General features: G+C 67.3%; 17 protein-coding genes and 1 pseudogene. 8 read left to right on the plus strand and 10 right to left on the minus strand.

Features of this window, described 5'->3' with window-relative positions; all coding sequences use genetic code 11:
• Positions 1–35: 35 nt before the first annotated feature.
• Positions 36–515, minus strand: a complete 480-nt coding sequence (locus tag IB227_RS02815) for a peptidylprolyl isomerase (RefSeq protein WP_132864393.1) — start codon at positions 513–515, stop codon at positions 36–38.
• A 46-nt stretch (positions 516–561) separates the two neighbouring features.
• On the opposite strand from IB227_RS02815, the pseudogene IB227_RS02820 reads away from it, so the two are divergent.
• From IB227_RS02820 to IB227_RS02830, 3 genes and pseudogenes are all read left to right on the plus strand, one after another.
• Positions 562–1,159 (plus strand): annotated as a pseudogene (locus tag IB227_RS02820) (C40 family peptidase).
• 105 nt (positions 1,160–1,264) lie between these two features.
• Positions 1,265–2,005, plus strand: a complete 741-nt coding sequence (locus IB227_RS02825; RefSeq protein ID WP_192286230.1) for a C40 family peptidase — start codon at positions 1,265–1,267, stop codon at positions 2,003–2,005.
• A 183-nt stretch (positions 2,006–2,188) separates the two neighbouring features.
• Positions 2,189–3,517: a sigma-54 dependent transcriptional regulator gene (locus tag IB227_RS02830; protein WP_192286231.1), complete on the plus strand. Its 1,329-nt coding sequence runs from the start codon at positions 2,189–2,191 to the stop codon at positions 3,515–3,517.
• Between the two features lie 92 nt (positions 3,518–3,609).
• Here the strand turns inward: IB227_RS02830 and IB227_RS02835 are convergent, their stop codons facing one another.
• The 7 genes from IB227_RS02835 to IB227_RS02865 form a co-directional block, all read right to left on the minus strand.
• Positions 3,610–4,926: a hypothetical protein gene (locus IB227_RS02835; RefSeq protein ID WP_192286232.1), complete on the minus strand. Its 1,317-nt coding sequence runs from the start codon at positions 4,924–4,926 to the stop codon at positions 3,610–3,612.
• Between the two features lie 50 nt (positions 4,927–4,976).
• Positions 4,977–5,744, minus strand: a complete 768-nt coding sequence (locus tag IB227_RS02840; protein WP_192286233.1) for a hypothetical protein — start codon at positions 5,742–5,744, stop codon at positions 4,977–4,979.
• Positions 5,745–5,756: 12 nt separating this feature from the next.
• Complete coding sequence (locus IB227_RS02845) at positions 5,757–6,458, minus strand: C39 family peptidase (RefSeq protein WP_192286234.1); 702 nt, start codon at positions 6,456–6,458, stop codon at positions 5,757–5,759.
• Between the two features lie 150 nt (positions 6,459–6,608).
• Positions 6,609–7,997, minus strand: a complete 1,389-nt coding sequence (locus IB227_RS02850; protein WP_192286235.1) for an adhesin — start codon at positions 7,995–7,997, stop codon at positions 6,609–6,611.
• 49 nt (positions 7,998–8,046) lie between these two features.
• Positions 8,047–8,688, minus strand: a complete 642-nt coding sequence (locus tag IB227_RS02855; protein WP_192286236.1) for a hypothetical protein — start codon at positions 8,686–8,688, stop codon at positions 8,047–8,049.
• A complete protein-coding gene (locus tag IB227_RS02860) occupies positions 8,685–9,212 on the minus strand; it encodes a hypothetical protein (RefSeq protein ID WP_132864404.1) in 528 nt (175 codons plus the stop codon). Before IB227_RS02860 ends, IB227_RS02855 begins: the two co-directional genes overlap by 4 nt.
• Positions 9,213–9,513: 301 nt before the next feature.
• Positions 9,514–10,836 carry a dicarboxylate/amino acid:cation symporter gene (locus IB227_RS02865; RefSeq protein WP_192286237.1) on the minus strand — a complete coding sequence of 441 codons (1,323 nt, stop codon included), beginning with the start codon at positions 10,834–10,836 and terminating at the stop codon, positions 9,514–9,516.
• Between the two features lie 151 nt (positions 10,837–10,987).
• Here IB227_RS02865 and IB227_RS02870 point away from each other — a divergent pair, with 151 nt between their 5' ends.
• The 5 genes from IB227_RS02870 (at position 10,988) to IB227_RS02890 (ending at position 15,740) form a co-directional block, all read left to right on the plus strand.
• A complete protein-coding gene (locus IB227_RS02870; protein ID WP_192286238.1) occupies positions 10,988–12,688 on the plus strand; it encodes an alkaline phosphatase in 1,701 nt (566 codons plus the stop codon).
• Positions 12,685–13,221: a WG repeat-containing protein gene (locus IB227_RS02875; RefSeq protein WP_318639520.1), complete on the plus strand. Its 537-nt coding sequence runs from the start codon at positions 12,685–12,687 to the stop codon at positions 13,219–13,221. The genes IB227_RS02870 and IB227_RS02875 overlap by 4 nt, the downstream gene beginning before the upstream one ends.
• 61 nt (positions 13,222–13,282) lie before the next feature.
• On the plus strand, positions 13,283–14,581 hold the full coding sequence (gene tilS, locus IB227_RS02880; protein WP_192286239.1) for a tRNA lysidine(34) synthetase TilS: 1,299 nt from the start codon (positions 13,283–13,285) through the stop codon (positions 14,579–14,581).
• Positions 14,582–14,611: 30 nt separating this feature from the next.
• The gene (locus IB227_RS02885; RefSeq protein ID WP_132864408.1) at positions 14,612–14,872 is read left to right on the plus strand and encodes an exodeoxyribonuclease VII small subunit; all 261 of its coding nucleotides are present in this window, start codon (positions 14,612–14,614) and stop codon (positions 14,870–14,872) included.
• Positions 14,862–15,740, plus strand: a complete 879-nt coding sequence (locus IB227_RS02890) for a farnesyl diphosphate synthase (RefSeq protein WP_192286240.1) — start codon at positions 14,862–14,864, stop codon at positions 15,738–15,740. Before IB227_RS02885 ends, IB227_RS02890 begins: the two co-directional genes overlap by 11 nt.
• A gap of 177 nt (positions 15,741–15,917) precedes the next feature.
• Here IB227_RS02890 and IB227_RS02895 read toward each other — a convergent pair whose 3' ends face one another.
• Positions 15,918–16,292, minus strand: coding sequence for a DUF4870 domain-containing protein (locus IB227_RS02895; RefSeq protein WP_132864410.1), 375 nt, complete (start codon positions 16,290–16,292; stop codon positions 15,918–15,920).
• Between the two features lie 107 nt (positions 16,293–16,399).
• Positions 16,400–17,767, minus strand: a complete 1,368-nt coding sequence (pmbA, locus tag IB227_RS02900; RefSeq protein WP_192286241.1) for a metalloprotease PmbA — start codon at positions 17,765–17,767, stop codon at positions 16,400–16,402.
• Between the last annotated feature and the right edge of the window lie 164 nt (positions 17,768–17,931).

A 17,931-nucleotide genomic window follows, 5' to 3' on the forward strand; every position in this document is an offset into this window, starting at 1 on the left:
CGGGCCGTTGTCTGCAACATCGCCGGTGCGGCGGATCAGTGCTGGTGACCGCCGTCGCCGTGCACGTGACCGTGCTGCACTTCTTCCTCGCTGGCCTCGCGGACTTCAACGATTTCCACGTCGAAGTGCAGGTCCTTGCCGGCCATCGGGTGGTTCAGGTCGACGTCGACCACGGTCATGCCGACCTTCTCGACGGTGACGGCGCGCGGGCCGAAGTTGGTCTGCAGGATCACCTGCGTGCCCGGCACCAGGCGGGTGTTGCCGAAATGCTTCTTCGGCACGCGCTGGGTCAGGCCCTCGCGGCGCTCGCCGTAGGCATCGGCCGACTTCACGTCCACGCCGAAGCTCTCGCCGGCTTCCTTGTCCATCATCGCCGCTTCCAGGCCCGGGATGATGTTGCCGTGGCCGATCAGGATGGCCAGCGGATCACGGTCCTTGGAGCTTTCGATCGGCTCCTGGCCGACTTCGGAGACGGTGTAATGGAAACGGACGACGCGGTCTTTTTCGATCTTCATGCCTAACTCTGTCTATATGGCTGCCGGTGGCAGACGGTAGGACGGCTTGTCGGCCGCCGGGTGCGCCGCCATGATGACGGCTGTCCAAGGTGGCGCATTATCCGGGCTCCATGCATATCACGCCAGTTTTCCGCTCCCGTACGTGGCAATTGACCGCCGCGATCCTGGCCACGGCCCTACTCGCTGCCTGCGGGCACAGCCCGAAGAAGCCGGCCCCGCCGCCGGCCAGCAGCCACCACTACCCGCCGGTGGCCCCTTCCGACCCGGTCGCGGCCGCCTCGGTGATGATGCGGGCCTTGGGGCTGGTCGGCACGCCCTACCGCTACGGCGGCAACACCCCCGAATCGGGTTTTGACTGCAGCGGGCTGGTCACCTATGTCTACCGGGACATGCTCGCCCTGAACCTGCCGCGCACCTCGCGGGAGCTGGCCGCCATCCAGGGGCCGAAGATCGCCCCGGACCGTCTGGCCTCCGGCGACCTGGTCTTTTTCGGCAACAAGGGCAATGTCTGGCACGTCGGCATCTATGTCGGCGAAGGCCGCTTCGTGCATGCGCCGAGCACCGGCGGCACCGTCCGTCTGGACCAGCTGGACGGCCCCTACTGGCGTGACCATTACACTGGCGCCAAGCGGGTATTGCGGTAAAGCGTGACATCCATCGGTATAAATAACGAATATTTAACGAAATTTGTACCTATCCTCACGCTTGGCAGGGCACTATCGCCCATCGAATTTTTCTGTGACTGCCGCGTGACGACTGAAAACACGTCCCAACCGGAACAGCCCAAGAGCATTCCCGCCTCCTTCCGTCGCCTGCTTTGCGGTGCCGCACTGGCCTTGGCTAGCCTGCCGGCCTTCGCACAGAACGCCCCGGCCGACGCCGCCAAACCGGCACCGGCCCGCGCCGAAGCCCAGCGCAGCAAGGCCGACGCCGCCGCTACCGCCACCCTGGCCGCCCTGCTGCCACACCTGGCCGCCAGCGACACGATTCCGCTGATGGACCGCTCGGCGATGTTCGCCGGTGATCTGAGCCGCCTGATTTCCGCCTATGACGCCTCCAAGGGTGTCGCCGCCGCCACTGACGCGGCGCTGGCCAATGATTCCGATGGCAAGGTGCAGTCGCTGCTGCGCCGTGCGATGACCCTGCTCGGCACCCCGTACCGTTGGGGCGGCACCTCGCCCGACGCCGGCTTCGACTGCAGCGGCCTGGTCGGCTACGTGTTCCGCACCGCGCTGGGCATCGAGCTGCCGCGCGTCTCCCGCGAGATGGCCAGCCAGGCCAACGCCGAACTGATCAACGACCGCGCTGCCCTGGTGGCCGGCGACCTGGTGTTCTTCGGCCGCCGCGGCCGCGTCGACCACGTCGGCATCTACGTCGGTGATGGCCGTTTCCTGCATGCACCGAGCACCGGCAAGGATGTCCGCACCGACACCCTGCTGAGCGGTTACTGGGGCGACAAGTTCATGCAGGCACGTCGCGTGGCGCTGTAAGCGCCGCCGGCCTTGTCCTGCGAAAGCCGCGGCCTCCGGGTCGCGGCTTTTTTCATGCCAGGCGCAGCCGATACCCGCCTGCCGGAACATGAATGGGGAAACGCGCCAAGCGTGACCCAATTCACGATTGCACCCGTCTGAATCCCGGGTATAAGGTGGCGCCGAATGGAGAGGTGACCAGGCATGGCTGCAGCACCTGACACGGGCAAGCGTTGTGTTATCTGGTTCGGCAATCCGGGGGCGAGAGAAAAGGTGATGCTGGCTGCGGATGGCTGGCAGGTGCGCGCGGTACTCCCTCAACAGCCTGCCGAGATCGGCATGCGTGATGGCGACGTGGTGGTCGGCCTGATCGATTTCCGCACCAGTTCGGACAGCGAGCTGGAGCGCATCGGCAGGCTCACCGCCGAGCATCGTCACATGCCGCTGTTCGCCCTCACCCCGGCCGACGACGGCCACGTGCTGCACCCGCTGCTTTCCAGCTGCCAGCGCCAGTTCCCGCACCCCCCCGACCTGAAGGACCTGCTGCGCCAGCTGCAGCTGGTGGGCCAGGACTCACCTGCCCCGGTGGTCGATGACGTGATGGCCACGCTGCTCGGCGAGAGCGACGTGATGCTGGCCATGCGCGCCACCCTGCGCAAACTCGCACCGGTCGACCTGCCGGTGCTGATCACCGGTGAAACCGGCACCGGCAAGGAAGTCGCGGCGCACGCGCTGCATCGTCTTTCACCGCGCGGCAGCCGGCCCTTCCAGGCGGTCAACTGCGGCGCGATCCCCTCCACGCTGCTCCAGTCGGAACTGTTCGGCCATGAACGCGGCGCCTTCACCGGCGCCACCAGCCGCCGCCAGGGCCTGTTCGAGACCGCGCATACCGGCACGGTGTTCCTCGATGAAATCGGCGACCTGCCGCTGGATGCGCAGACCAGCCTGCTGCGCGTGCTGCAGGAAGGCACCATCGAACGGGTCGGCAGCAACCAGCCCATCACCGTGGACGTGCGTATCCTGGCCGCCACCCACGTTGACCTGGAACGGGCGGTGGAAGAAGGCCGCTTCCGCCGCGACCTGTATTACCGCCTCAACGTGCTGCGGCTGTCGATGCCTCCGCTGCGCCACCGGCAGGGCGACATCGACCTGCTTTCGCGCCATTTCCTCAACAGCTTCCGCACCCGCCATCGGATCCGGGCGCGCGGTTACACCACCCAGGCGCGGCAGGCGATGGAGCGTTTCGATTGGCCGGGCAATGTGCGCGAGCTGCTCAACCGGGTGCAGCGCGCCGCGATCACCGCCGACGGCGAACTGATCACCAGCGCCGACCTGGAGCTGGCAGGTGACGGAACCCCCGATGCCGCGCGGCTTGGCAACGCACGCAGCCACGCCGAGCGCGAGACCCTGCTGTCATGCCTGCAGCAGAGCCGGTTCAACGTCAGCGCCTGCGCACGCTTGATGAAGGTCTCGCGGGTGACGGTGTACCGCCTGTGCCGCAAGCACCAGTTGACGCTGGAAACCCTGCGTTGAGCCCGCGCAGGGCGCAGCCATGCCCCGCTGTCGCCCTGCCGCTGAAGCCCGTGCCGAGCGTGGCTCGGCACTATCGCAGGCCATGATCCCGCTCACAGCATGTACGGCAACTTGAACGACAGGCTGAAGTCCGGTGCGTCCGGCGTCAGGCCCACGCCGAGCATGCTGACGAAGGTCGCCTTGTTGGTCAGCGCGTAGGTCACGCCCAGATTCAAGGTGCCGGCGTTGGCATCGCTGCCGATCACCTTCACCCATTGGCCGTTCTTGTAACGGGTGGAAGCGCGCGCACTGAGCTTGTCGCTGAAGGAAATGCTCAGGCTGGTGCGCTCGTTGAAGGCGAACGCCACGCCGGCACCGAAGTAATACGAATCACCCAGCCGGACCTCGCCGGGATTGATCGTGTCCGGGTTGGAGTCCAGGTCGTCGAAGCTGCGCTTGAACGAACGGATGTAGCCGATGTTCGCGAACAGGATCGCCGGATCGGCCGTCTTCACCGCCGACAGACCGATGTTGGCCTGCCACACGCCATTGCCGGTGGGCTGCCGGCTGGGCACCGCGAAGCGGATGAAATCATCGTCATCGCGCTCGATGACCTTCCAGTCCAACCCATAGGGCTCGCGTCCGGTCGGGGCGGTCACGCCACCGGTCAGCACCGTCTCCGGCCGCCAGCCACGCTCGCCGAACAGCTTGTAGTTTGCGGTGAAGCTGACATCGCCGATGCCGTTGCCGTTGGTTTCCTCCTGCGCGATGCCGGCCGCCGAACCACCCGCGCCGCCCTTCTGGTAGACGGTCTTGCGCGCCAGGTAGGGCACGTCCAGGTTGAGGGTCAGGCGCGGATTGACGCCCCAGCGCGCAGCGAAGTTGTAGGTCGCCGTATCCGATTCCACGTTCTCGATGGCGATGTTGCCCAGGAAGATCGCATCCAGCGCCAGGAACCCATTGAGGGTGAGCTGCTTGCGGTCATAGCGCGCGTAGCTGATGCTGTTTTCCAACGTCAGCCTGCGGTTGAACAACGCCGATTGCTGCTGCTTGACGTCATCCACGCTGCGCCGCGCGGCCTCCTTGGCCTGCTGGGCCTCGGCGGCGGTGCTGGCATAGCCCTCGCCGGTGGGCGCTGTTGCCGCCGCCGGGGGGGCCGGTTCGTCCTGGGCGGCCTGTGCCACGGCAGGCGGCGGTGTCGGCAGGGCCTGGGCGGTCTTGCCGCTCACCCGCGCCTGGATCGCCTGCACCTGCATGTCCAGTTCCCGCAACCTGCGTACTTCCTGCGCGTAGCTGGCCTTGAGTGATTCCAGCTGCGCCGCCAGGGCCCTCACGTCTTCTTCGTCATTGCCGGTACCTGTCTGCTGTGCCGCCACCTTGGGCGAAACCACGGCAAGACTCACCAGCGCCGCCATCGCCAGTCGATTCATTGTCCTGATCCTCGTTGTTGCCTGGAAGGATGCCCGTGCCATGCACGGACCTATTGGCCACCGATCCCGCCCACTCCCCGGTTGAGCGTGATGGCCTGTGCCACGTTCTGGGCCAGCGGCAGGTTGCCTGCCACCGATTGCCGGACCAGATCGATCTGCAGGCGATTGGCCGCCTGCTGCCCGTCGGCCATCAGCTGGATGCTCTGCCCGACACCTCCATTGCGCAGCCACTGCTGCACTGCCCCCTGCCCGTCGATGCTCAACCGCAACGTGGCCGCATTGCCGTCGAAGCTGGCCACGGCGCTGGCATCGCCCGAGCGCACGGTCGACGCCCCGCTCGCTGCGCCACCATCGCCGCCCGGCACCACGCCGTCGTTGCGTACGTTCAGGTGGATCGCGTTGCTGGCACGGTTGCCGTCGCCGGCCACCTGCACGCTCTGCACCAGCCCGCCGACATTGGCCAGGCCGCTGCCGTCGATGCTGCGACCGGCCGAGGCTGGCAGCGGCGCATTGGCCGCGGTGATGTTCACGCTGGGCGTGAAGCTGACCTTCGGCGTGCGGCCCTTGCTGAAATCCATGCCCAGCGTCAGCGCGCCCTGCAGCGACTGTCCCCCGGCCGTCTGCCAGGTGGAGATCATGGTCACGCCGAACCAGGCCACCTCGTTGCCGCCGACGGTGTACCGGCCGCGCATCAGGTTCAGCTCCGGATCGGGGATCTCGTGCAATCCCTTGCCGGTGGTGCCCCTGCCCTCTTCGGCCAGCGCCGGCAGCGCGAAACCCAGCGCCAGTGCCAGCAGACCGCATGCATGCATCTTCATCTGGATACTCCTTCAGAACAGGTCGGCATGGGTGAAGCCGAAGTCGACCAGCTCCGCATCGGTAATGGGGCCCCGTCCCTGTCGCGCGGCAAGCGCGCGGGCACTGGGCCGTTCACTGGGTTGCAGCAGCACCGTGTTGCGATCGAAGTCACTCCCGATCACCACGAATACGGCACGGGAGGGCCAGGCACGGACGAACTCGTCCAGCGGAATGGCCCGGTTGCCGAGGATCGGGTCGCCGATCTCGGCCACGTCATCGCGGACCTGCTTGAGCACGACGAAGTGGCGGAAGCCGCGCACGTCCATCAGTACCAGGCCAGGAACCCGCAGGCTCTTGAGCCGCTCCTCGTCGACGCGATAGCCACGTCCACGCATGCCAAGCGACTCGACGTAACGCTTGATGTCCAGCAGCGAAAACCCACGCTGACGGACAAGTTCAGGATCAGCCACGCCCATCATCCCTTCGATCACCGTCGCCTCGTCCGTGTTGAGGTGGTAGGCATGCTTGAGGATCGTGGCCAGCGCGGCCGCGCCGCAGCTGTAGTCGGTGTGCTGGCGCACCAGGTTGCGGAAGCGCCGTTCGCGCATGCTCTCGACCTGCCCGGTGTACATCGCACCGTTGGGCAACACGCTGCTGAAGGCGACATCGCCTGCCCGCGCCACTCCCGGCACGGTCAGCAGCACACACAGCAACACGAGCATCTTGCCGAACATGGGTGCGTGATCTCCTTGCACGTCCGCCAGGTGGGAGCCCCGGTTCCCCGGGGGAGAGAAACAGGGGCTCCCTGGAACACCCGGCCATTGGCGGATGGCCGGGCTTGTTGCTCAGGACAGGGCAATCACCTTTGCAGGTGACCTGTTCGATTACGGGCCTTCGCCACCACCGCCACCGCCGCCGGTGGAGGGCTGGGCAACGGCCAGTGCCAGGCTGTTGGCCTGCAGGTTGCCGGTGCCGGAAGACACGTTCACGCCGATGTTGCCGGAGGCATTGGAGAACGCGCCGCCGGACAGCGAGGCGGTGTTGGTTGCATCCACCGCGATCCAGTCGATGTCGATCACGTGGCCACTGAGGCTGGCGGTCAGGTCAGCCGTGCCCATCTCGGAGAACGACAGGTTGCCCTTCTCGTCGGTATCCCACGCCATGCCCCCCACGCCCGGGCGGTTCGGATTGGCGACGGCACCCTGGGTCTGGTTGTCCCAGTCGGTGTGGCCGGTCTGGTTGCCACCGGTGTGCGTGTTGCCACTCCAGTTGTCCGGGTAGAAGTTGGTCTTCTGGTAGGAGTTGCCGGTGCCACTGTAGGTACCCGATCCGGTGCCCTTGGTGGTGCCGGTGACCTTGCCGGACATGTTGATGGCGTAGCTGTTCACGACGTAGTCGTAGTAGCCATCGTTGGTCACGTCGTTGCCCGAGGACACCTGGTTGGAGCTGATGCTCGAGGTGGCATAGGCACTGGTGGCGACCGAGGCGGCCAACGCGTTCTTCTGCTCGTTGTTGTTGCCCGAGGTGACGTTCACGCCGATGTTGCCGGCCGCACCGGAGAAGGCATTGCCACCGATGCCGGCGTTGTTGGTCACGCCGTAGTTCATCGTGGAGTTGTTCATGCCGCTCTGGTTGACGAAGACTTCGGCGTCGGCCATGCCGAAGCTGAAGGACGCGTCGGCCGCGGACAGCGCTGCGGCGTTGTCCTGGGCGTTGTTGTCGCCGGCGGCGACGTTGAAGCCCAGGTTGCCCGAGGCGTTGGAACCGACGTCATCGCCAATGGCGGCATCGTTGGTCAACAGCCCGTTCTCGGCGGTGTTGCCCGAGATCGACTGGCGGTTGTCGATGATCGCGATCGCCGCCGAGTCCAGGTCGATGTTGCCGGTGATGGTCGGGTCGCCGGAGAAGTTCACGTCCGAACTCAGGCGCATGTCCTTCTCGAGGTTCACGTCGACGCCGTGGTTGTTCTTTTCCTTGCGCTCGTCGGCGGTGATGTTCGAGGTCTTCTGCACCGTCTCGGTGACTTCTTTGTTGCTCACCGAGTTGCTGCGGGAGTCGCGGTAACGCAGCACGGCGGCGGCGTCGAGCTTCAGGTCCACGTCGGTGTCGACGTTGGTATTGATGTTGGTGTTGGTATTGGTGCGCGTCTCGTTCACGTTGTGCTGGTGATCGATGTTGGCGCTCTTGTTCTGGTTATCCGCCGCATTGGCAGCCGCACTCATCGTGAATGCGGTTACCGCCATGGCGAGTACGGTCCATTTATTCGCTTTCATGGTGCCCCTCTTCAGGTTCTCTGATGCATCGGGTGGATGGAACGATTGCTCACGGGATGGCCTGCACGGAGATGCTCAGGCTGTTCGCCGTTGCATTGCCGGATCCCGCGATCTGATTGAGTTGCAGCACGCCGTCGAATCCGCGCATGGCGGATGCCTCCACGCCCACCCTGCGGGTGGCACGTGGATCGCTGGCGACAGGCTGCTCCCCCGCCGACGCGAGCGCTGCCGAGGACGCCATCGCGTCATCGCTTGCCTCGCGTATGCCCTGTGCGGCCAGCGTCGCGCTCACGGCGTTCAACGCCGTGTTGCCACCACCGCTGGCCTGGTTGATCGATGCGATGCCGCTGGCCCCGGCCAGCGCATTGCCACCGATGGAGGCCGAGGCCTGCAGCGGTGTATTGAAGACGTTGCCGTGCTGTTGCTGGCCGACGCGCACGCCGGCATCGGCGTGGCGGCCACTGGCCATGCTGTGCAGGTTGGCCTGCAGGTTGAGGTCGCCGGCGGCCTGGTTCACCTTGATCGAGCCGTTGCTGCCGGCCAGCGCGTTGCCGTCGATGCGGCTGTCGGCCGACAGGTACGACAACATGCCGTTGTAGCTGTCCGCCTGCGATTGCGCACCGGCCAGCGCTGGCGCTGCCACGCAGGCCAGGCCAAGCAATGCCACGACGGTCGGGTGCAGGCGCTTCATTTGCCACCTGCCGGCTGGCCGAGCGGGAACTGTGCCAACGCGCCGCGCACCTGGTCGCCGATGCCACGGGTTGCACCGCCCACCGCGCCCATCGGGCCGCCGATCGCACGGGACAACTGGCCACCGGAGAGCGGGCCACCGTCACCGGTCACGCGGCCCAACGTGCCGCCGACCACGCCGCCGGTCACGCGCTCCACCGTGGTGTGGCCATGGCCCGCCATCCCGGCATCGGCCAGGCCGGACTGCATGTCCGCGTAGTCGGCATCGCTGAGTTCGTCCATGCCCCCGGCGCCCAGCGCCGAGCCAAGCTCCTTGCGCGGTGACGGGTCGGCGATCAACGCCATGCCCGGCGGCTGCATGCGATACGCCGGCCGCGCCGAGACATCGCGCAGCAACACCATCTCGCCGGGTTGTGCCTTCACGCCCTGGCGTGCGCCCGATGCCTGTGCGACACCACTGGCCGCCAGCAGCAAGGCCATCGCGCCCATCAGGGCGATACGTCGATTGGTGGTCGTGCTGTCCATTGCTTCCTCCCTGCCGGGTTTCACGGGAGGAGTGAGCAGCAACCATGCCAACAGGATTTTTACTTCAAATACATGCAGTTACGATGAAAGCGTAACAACGCCTGCTGTATCGCTGTCACACCGGCAGGCCGGGAGCCCGGCCGTAAGAGCCCTCCATTCAGTGGGGCTCGGGCCAGCCAATACGTGCCTTCCGAGGGGTGTATCGGCGGTGTTACAGCCCGCTGTTACAGCCTGCTACACCCCGGACGCGCAAGGCCGGGTTGCCCCGGCCTTGGATGCGGACGAAAGCGATGTCGCGCCCTCAGCTGCGGGGGTCGCCCCCCGCCGTGATGGCGGTCCTCGACCCGTCGTAGACCTGCTGGTCGAGCAGCCCGGTTTCCTTGGCCACGATCACCGGCACCACCATCTGCCCGGTGACGTTGGTCATCGTGCGCATCATGTCCAGGATGCGGTCGATGGCATACAGGTAACCGATGGCCTCCAGCGGCAGGTTGGCCGCGCTCAGCACCACCGTGGCCATGATCACCGCCGTGCCCGGCACGCCGGCGGTGCCGAAGCTGCCCAGCACCGAGGCGATCAGCACGATCAGGTACTGCTCCGGGGTCATCGGCACGCCGGTGTACTGGGTGATGAACACCGCGCACAGCGCCGGATAGATCGCGCCGCAGCCGTCCATCTTGATGCTGGCGCCCAGCGGCACCGCGAACGAGGCGTAGTCCTTGTTGACGCCCAGGTTGTCGGTGATCGAACGCATCGCCACCGGCATCGCCGCGAAGCTCGAGGAGGCCACGAACGCCACCTGCATGCCCGGCGCGGCGCCACGGAAGAACTTCCACGGGTTCAGGCCATGGACCAGCAGCAGGCTGCTGTACACCACCACGATCTGCAGCGCGCAGGCCACGTACAGCGCCAGCACGAAGTTGCCCAGCGGCAGCAACTTGTCGAACCCGTAGCTGCCGACCAGGCCGGCGATCAGGCCGAAGGTACCCAGCGGGGTCATCTCCAGCACGAAGCGGGTGACCTGGATCATGATCTCGCTCATCTGGCCGACCAGCTTGCGCGCCTCGCTGACCTTCTCGCCCAGCTTGACCATCGCAAAGCCGAGCAGCCCGGCGAAGAAGATCACCGGCAGGATCGAGCCGCGCCCGGCCGCCAGCACGGTCTCACCGGCGGCATTGACCTTGGTGCCGATGCCGGCCAGTGCGTAGAACACGTTGGACGGCACCACGTCCATCAGCACCTTGGTCACCGACGGCACGTCGCGCGGCGTGTAGGTGCCGTCCATGGCCAGCTTCAGGCCGCCGATGCCCGGTTGCATCACCGTACCCACCAGCAAGCCGATGCCCACCGCCAGCGCGGCGGTGATCACGAACCACAGGAAGGTCCGCCCGCTGAGCGCGGCCAGCGATTTCTGCCCGTGCAGCGAGCCGATCGCATTGACCACCGCGAAGAACACCAGCGGCACCGCGATCATCTTGATCAGGGTGACGTACAGCTCGCCCAGCGGACCGAAGAAGGTCTCGGCCGCCGGCCCCATCGCCCACCCCGCCAGCGCGCCGAGCACGAAGCCGCCGACCACGCGTAGCCAGAAGGGGATCCGCAGCCAGGCAGACACCACGTTCATAGAAGGAATCCATCAGAAAATCCAAGCTGGGCACGATAGCGCAAGCCTTGCCACAGCACGATCCCGGCAGGGAAAAGCTGCGTGTCATATGCATGCCTTCCGTGCTTGACCATAATGAACGCCTGACAACATGCCAGCGACACCTTTCCCGATGCACAAAGCCACATTCCTTTCCGCCGCCCTGACCTCCCTGCTGCTGGGCGCCTGCGCCAGCACCGCCCCGCAATCCAGCACCGCCGCCGCGGTCAGCGTGGACGTGCCGACGGTGGCCCATCCGGCCGGTGAAACCCCGCAATGGTGGTACCGCGACGGCGCCGCCCGCGCCGCCGGCAATGGCGCCATGGCGGGCAAGGCCAAGAATGTGATCCTGTTCCTGGGCGACGGCATGAGCCTGACCACCGTGGCCGCCGCGCGCATCCTGGAAGGCCAGCGCCACGGCAGCTCGGGCGAGGAGAACCTGCTGTCCTGGGAGCGCTTCCCGGCCACGGCGTTCAGCAAGACCTACAACACCGACTCGCAGACGCCCGACTCGGCCGGCACCATGACCGCCATCACCACCGGCGTGAAGACCCACATGGGCGCCATCGGCGTCAGCGCCGGCACCCGCAGCGATTGCAGCGACAGCCTGTCCAAGGGCCTGTTGACCTGGCTGCAGCTGGCCGACAGCGCCGGCCTGGCCACCGGCATCGTCTCCACCGCCCGCCTCACCCATGCCACCCCGGCCGCCACCTACGCGCATTCGCCGGAACGCAACTGGGAGAACGACACCGACCTGCCGGAAGCGGCCAAGGCCGCCGGCTGCGTGGACATCGCCCAGCAGTTGCTGTCGACCTCGCGCTACGGCAAGGGCCCGCTGGTCGCGCTGGGCGGCGGCCGCGGCCAGTTCACCACCGTCAACGAGGAAGACCCGGAGTACGCGGACAAGGTCGGCCTGCGCCTGGACGGCCGCAACCTGGTCGCCGAATGGCAGGCCGCCCACCCGCAGGGCGCCTACGTCTGGAATGCCGACCAGCTCAAGGCCGCGGCCAACGCCCCGGCACTGCTGGGCCTGTTCGAGCCAGACCACATGCAGTACGAGCAGGACCGCCCGAAGGACCGCGGCGGTGAGCCCTCGCTGGCCGAGCTGACCCGCGCCGCCATCGCCAACCTGTCCAAGCACCAGGACGGTTATGTGCTGATGGTCGAGGGCGCCCGCATCGACCACGCCAACCACAGTGGCAATGCCGCCCGTGCACTGGGCGACACCATCGCCATGTCCGACGCGGTCAAGGCCGCCGTGGAAGCCACCTCGGCCGACGACACGCTCATCATCGTCACCGCCGACCACTCGCACACGCTGAACTTCGTCGGCTACCCGGCACGCGGCAACCCGATCCTGGGCAAGGTCAAGGACAAGGGCGGCGAAGACGGCGCCGGCAAGCTGGACCTGGCCCGCGACGGCCTGGGCCTGCCCTACACCACGCTCAGCTACGCCAATGGACCGGGCTACACCGGCGCCAGCAACCAGCAGCCGGCCGGCCCGAAGAAGTTCCCGCACGGCCCGAGCAGCTTCGAGCCCGCCGTGGGCCGCCCGGACCTGACCCATGTCGACACCGAGCACCCGGACTACATGCAGGAAGCCCTGGTCCCGGCCAAGGCCGAATCGCACGGTGGCGAGGACGTGGGCATCTGGGCACGTGGCCCGGGCAGCAAGGCGGTGCGCGGCACGATGGAACAGAACACCATCTACCACCTGATCGTGCAGGCCACCCCGCGCCTGCGTGCGCGCCTGTGCGAGCTGGGCACCTGCGATGCGCAGGGCGTGCCGGTGGAACTGCCGCAGCCCAGGCAGTTCGAACGCAAGGCGCCGTGAGCCGCGCGCGACGGTATCGGTTCGGCGCGGTGGCAGCCCTGCTGCCACTGCTCGCGCTGTCCTGTCTGGCGCATGCCGGGGAGGCCTGTTACCGCCGCGACACCGGACGTCCCGACGTGCTGCCCGGCTGCAAACAGACCGCACCGGGCACGCTCGTCATCAGCAAGGCCGCACTGGCCGCGCTGCAGTTCGACGAGAACGGGCTGGCCGCCCTGCAGGCCGGCCACCAGTACTACTACGTGCGCCGCGATGGCCGGCACCTGCCGGTCATCACCTACGACAATGGCCCGGACTATTTCCAGGAAGGCCTGACCCGCGCCCGCGTGGACGGCCGCATCGGCTACTACGACACCCAACTGCAGCCGGCCTTCGCCGAACGTTTCGACTGGGGCTTCCCGTTCGAGAACGGCAGCGCCGAGGTCTGCAATGGCTGCCACGAAGGCCCGCCGGACGCCGGCGGCCATACCGGCATCGTCGGTGGCACGCATTTCCGCATCGACCGGCAGGGCGCGCATCTGTCCACCGCGCGTTGAACCATCGGCGCCCTGCCCCGCATTGCGGCCGCCGCAACCGGCGCCGATACTCGGCACCGCCATGAACCTGCTTTCCCCTGCCCTGCTCGACGCGGCGTCCGTCCATCCGGTGATGGTCGGCTTCAGCGGCGGGCTGGATTCGACCGTGCTGCTGCACCTGCTTGCGCAGGCGTCGGGCCGCGCCGCCGGCAGCGTGCGCGCCGTGCATGTGCACCACGGCCTGCAGGCGCAGGCCGACGCCTGGGCCGAACACTGCCACCAGGTATGCGCGGGCTGGGGCATCGCCCTGCAGGTCATCCACGTGGACGTGCGCCGCGATGACGGCGACGGACTGGAAGCGGCGGCGCGCACCGCGCGCCATGCCGCCTTCCAGACCTGCCTGCAGGCAGGCGAATGGCTGGCGCTGGCCCACCACCAGGACGACCAGGCCGAAACCTTCCTGCTGCGCGCCCTGCGCGGTTCCGGCGTGGACGGACTGGCCGCGATGCGGCCATTGCGCGCCTTCGGCCATGGCCAGCTGTGGCGACCACTGCTGGAGGTGCCGCGTGCGGCACTGGAAGCCCATGCGCGGCACCATCGGCTGCACTGGATCGAAGACCCCAGCAACCAGCACGATGAGGTCGACCGCAATTTCCTGCGCCTGCAGCTGATGCCCCTGCTGCGCCAACGCTGGCCGCACGCCGCCACCGCACTCGCACGCAGCGCCGGCCTTGCCGCGCAGGCCAGCGACCTGCTGGCCTCGCAGGACGACGCCGCGCTGCAGTCCTGCACGGACGCCTCCGGCGCGCTGCGGATCGACGCCCTCGGCGCCCTGCCCGACACCGCGCAGGCACGCGTGCTGCGCCGCTGGGTACAGCAGCAGGGGTTGCCGCCATTGCCCGGCAACGGCGTGCGCGTCATCCAGCAGCAGCTGCTGTCCGCCGGGCATGACCAGCCCGCGGAGTTCCGCTGGCAGCACGCCCGCATCCGGCGCTGGCGCGGGCAGTTGCATGTCGTGCCCGTGCTGTCGCCCTGGCCCGTGGGTTGGCAGCAGTCCTGGCAGGGCGATGTCCCTGCCCTGCTGCCGGACGGCGGTGTGTTGACGCTGCAGGGCGCGGACCGGCTGGACCGTCCACTGTTGCTGCGCCAGCGAAGGGGCGGGGAACGCATCCACCTGCCGCAGCGCACGCACCGCCACGCGCTCAAGCAGTGCCTGCAGCAATCCGAGGTTCCCCCCTGGCTGCGACCGCACCTGCCCCTGCTCTGCGACGGGGACGATGTCCTGGCCGCCGGCGACCGGATTGTTTCCGGCACGCTGCAGCACTGGCTGCAGGCACATGGCGCGCGCCTGCACTGGCAGCCGCCGCACCCGTCGAATTGACCCTTTCCCGCTGGCCGCTACACTGGCGCCATGCCCAAGAAGTCCCCCAATGAAGCCTCCCCGGTCGCCCACTTCGAGCAGTCGCTCGAGGAGCTGGAGCAACTGGTCGAGAAGATGGAAGCCGGCGACCTGAGCCTGGAGCAGTCACTGACCGCCTATGAGCGCGGCGTGGGCCTGTATCGCCAGTGCCAGCAGGCGCTGGAACAGGCCGAACTGCGCGTGCGCCTGCTCACCGATCCGGCCCAGCCCGAGAAATCCGAGCCTTTCAGCAGCACCGGCAATGACGACTGACGCCCTGTTCGCCGCTTGGCTGCAACGCACCGAACAGCACCTGCAGCACGTCCTTCCCGATCCCGAACGCCCCCCGCAGGGCTTGCACCAGGCCATGCGCTACGCCGCGCTGGGCGGCGGCAAGCGCATGCGTCCGCTGCTGGTGCATGCCGCCGGCCACCTGTTCGATGCCGCACCGGCGCGGCTGGATGCCGCCGCCGTCGCGGTCGAGCTGATCCACGCCTATTCGCTGGTGCATGACGACCTGCCGGCGATGGATGACGACGACCTGCGTCGTGGTCGCCCGACCACCCACATCGCCTTCGACGAAGCCACTGCCATCCTGGCCGGTGACGCCCTGCAGACCCGTGCCTTCGAAGTGCTGGCCGAGGCCGAGATGCCCGCCGAGCTGGCATTGGCCTGCCTGCGGACCCTTGCCACGGCCTCCGGTGCCGCCGGCATGTGCGGCGGCCAGGCGCTGGACATCGATGCCACCGGCAAGCAGCAGTCGCTGGCCGACCTCAAGCGCATGCATGCGCTCAAGACCGGCGCGCTGATCCGCGCGGCGGTACGCATGGGGGCACTGTGCGGCAATGCCGGCAGTGACGACCTGGCACGGCTGGATGCATTCGCCGACACACTGGGGCTGGCGTTCCAGGTGCGCGATGACATCCTCGATGTCGAAGCCAGTTCCGAACAGTTGGGCAAGACCGCCGGCAAGGACCAGGCACAGGACAAGTCCACCTTCCCCTCGCTGCTGGGCATGGACGGTGCGAAGGCCACGCTCGAGGAGCTGGCCAAGGCCATGCAGGATGCATTGGCGCCGTTCGGCGCACGTGCCGGCGCGCTGGCCGCGCTGGCCGAACTGACCGTCCGCCGCAAGCACTGAGGCTGCCCGAGCGGCCTCGGCGGCGAAGAAGCCGGGACAGCTGGAACAACGGCATCTACAACGCCGGCGGCAGGCATCCCCCGTTCCACGGCCAAGGCCGCGCCCACCGCTCCCCTTCGCATCAGGAACAAAAAAGCCCGGGAAATCCCGGGCTTTTTCCTGCGACCAGCGCGCTGATTACTTGATCAGGCGGATGGTCATCGGATAGCGGTAGGTCTGGCCCTTGTTGGCAGCCAGGCCAGCGATGATGCTGAACACGATGCAGGCAATCCATGCAGCGAAGTTGATCAGCGCGCCGATCAGGATGATCGTCAGGATCGTGCCGATGATGTAGACGCCGATCAACGTGATCTGGAAGTTGAGCGCCTCCTTGGCGTTGTCGGACAGGAACTTCTTGTCCTGGTTGTCCTTGTTCACCAGCCAGATGATCAGCGGCACGATGAAGCTCAGGATGATGCCCGACAGGTGCACCAGCATGGCGATGGTGTTGTCATCCGAGCTCGAGTTTCCTGCCGGTGCCGGCGGAGGCGTGGTGTTCTGATAGTCGCTCATTGCTTCCCCTAGATCCTTGTTATGGGTTGAAAGATACGCCGACAGTGCCGGTGTAAGGATGGCTCCATGGCCATTATGAGAATAGTCCGACCTTTGACAAGGATCCGTCAATCATTACCCGCAATTGTCATCTTTCCGACCAAAATTGACCCCACCGACACGTGCGAACGCACGTCCACGTCGCTACCGACCGCTTCAATGCCGGCAAACATCTGTTTGAGATTGCCCGCGATGGTGATGCCGTCGACCGGGTAGGCGATCTGTCCGTTTTCCACCCAGAAGCCTGCCGCACCGCGCGAATAGTCACCGGTCACGCCGTTCACGCCCTGCCCCATCAGCTCGGTAACCAGCAGGCCGGTCCCCATACCTGACAGCATGGACGCACGGTCGCCGGCATTGGCCGCCACGCGCAGGTTGTGCACGCCGCCGGCATTGGCGGTGGTCTTCAGCCCCAGCCGCCGCGCCGAATAGCTGCCGAGGATGTACCGCTGCAACACGCCCGCCGACACCAGGGCCGAATCGCGCGTGGCCACGCCCTCGCCGTCGAACGCATTGGAGCGCAGGCCACGCCGCAGCAACGGCAGCTCGTCGATGCCGAACCAATCCGGGAACAGCTGCGTCCCGGCACTGTCGAGCAGGAAGCTGGCACGCCGGTACAGCGCGCCGCCGGACACGGCCCCCAGCAGGTGGCCGATCAGCGAGCGCGCGGTTTCGGCGGCGAACAGCACCGGCACCTGCCCGGTCGGCAATGAGCGCGGCTGCAGGCGCGCGACGGTCCGTTCGGCCGCGCGCAGGCCCACCGCCGCTGGGTCGTCCAGGTCTTCGCGGGCGATGGCGCTGGTGTACCAGCCATCGCGCTGCATGCCATCGCCGCTGCCGGCGATCAGCGCACAACCAATGGAATGGTGGCTGCTGCGCTCACGGCCGATGAAGCCGTGCGAGTTGGCATACACCGACAGGCTCTGCGCGGTGGCCGCCGAGGCCCCGTCGGAGTTGCTGATCCGGCCATCGGCGCCGCGACCGGCGGCCTCGCAGGCCAGCGCCAGGTCCACCGCCTGCTCGGCGCCCAGCGCCCAGGGGTGCCAGCCATCCAGGTCGGGGAAATGGGTGGCCATCAGTTCGGCATCGGCCAGGCCCGCGGCCGGGTCGTCCTCGGTATGGCGGGCGATGGCGCAGGCCTGGGCGACGGTGGCCTCCAGGCTGCCCTCCTGCAGGTCGGCGGTGCTGGCACTGCCCTTGCGCTGGCCGAAATACACGGTCACGGCGATGCCACGGTCATGCGTGGACTCCACCGTTTCCACCTCCCCCAGGCGCACGTTCACGTCCAGCCCGCGCTCTTCGCTGCAGCTGACCTCGGCCTGGGTGGCCCCCATCGCGCGTGCTTTTTCCAGCAGCCGCTGGGAGATGTCGGCCAGCGTTTCCAGGCGTTGCAGGCTGTCGTCGTGGGTGGGGGTATCGGTGGTGATGACGTTCAATGCTTTATCCTTGTAGGGAGATTCCCTTCACATGTGCCCGGCCATCCTTGCCCGGGTGCTGGGTTGCGGGTGCCTCGCGACGCGGCTGTCCGGCCTAGACCGGACCTCATCCGCGACGGACGGCCCGCCAAACCCCGGCCTCGATCGGCCGGCCTTTCAATGCT

The organism is Stenotrophomonas sp. STM01, from assembly GCF_014852135.1.
GTDB lineage: Bacteria > Pseudomonadota > Gammaproteobacteria > Xanthomonadales > Xanthomonadaceae > Stenotrophomonas > Stenotrophomonas capsici.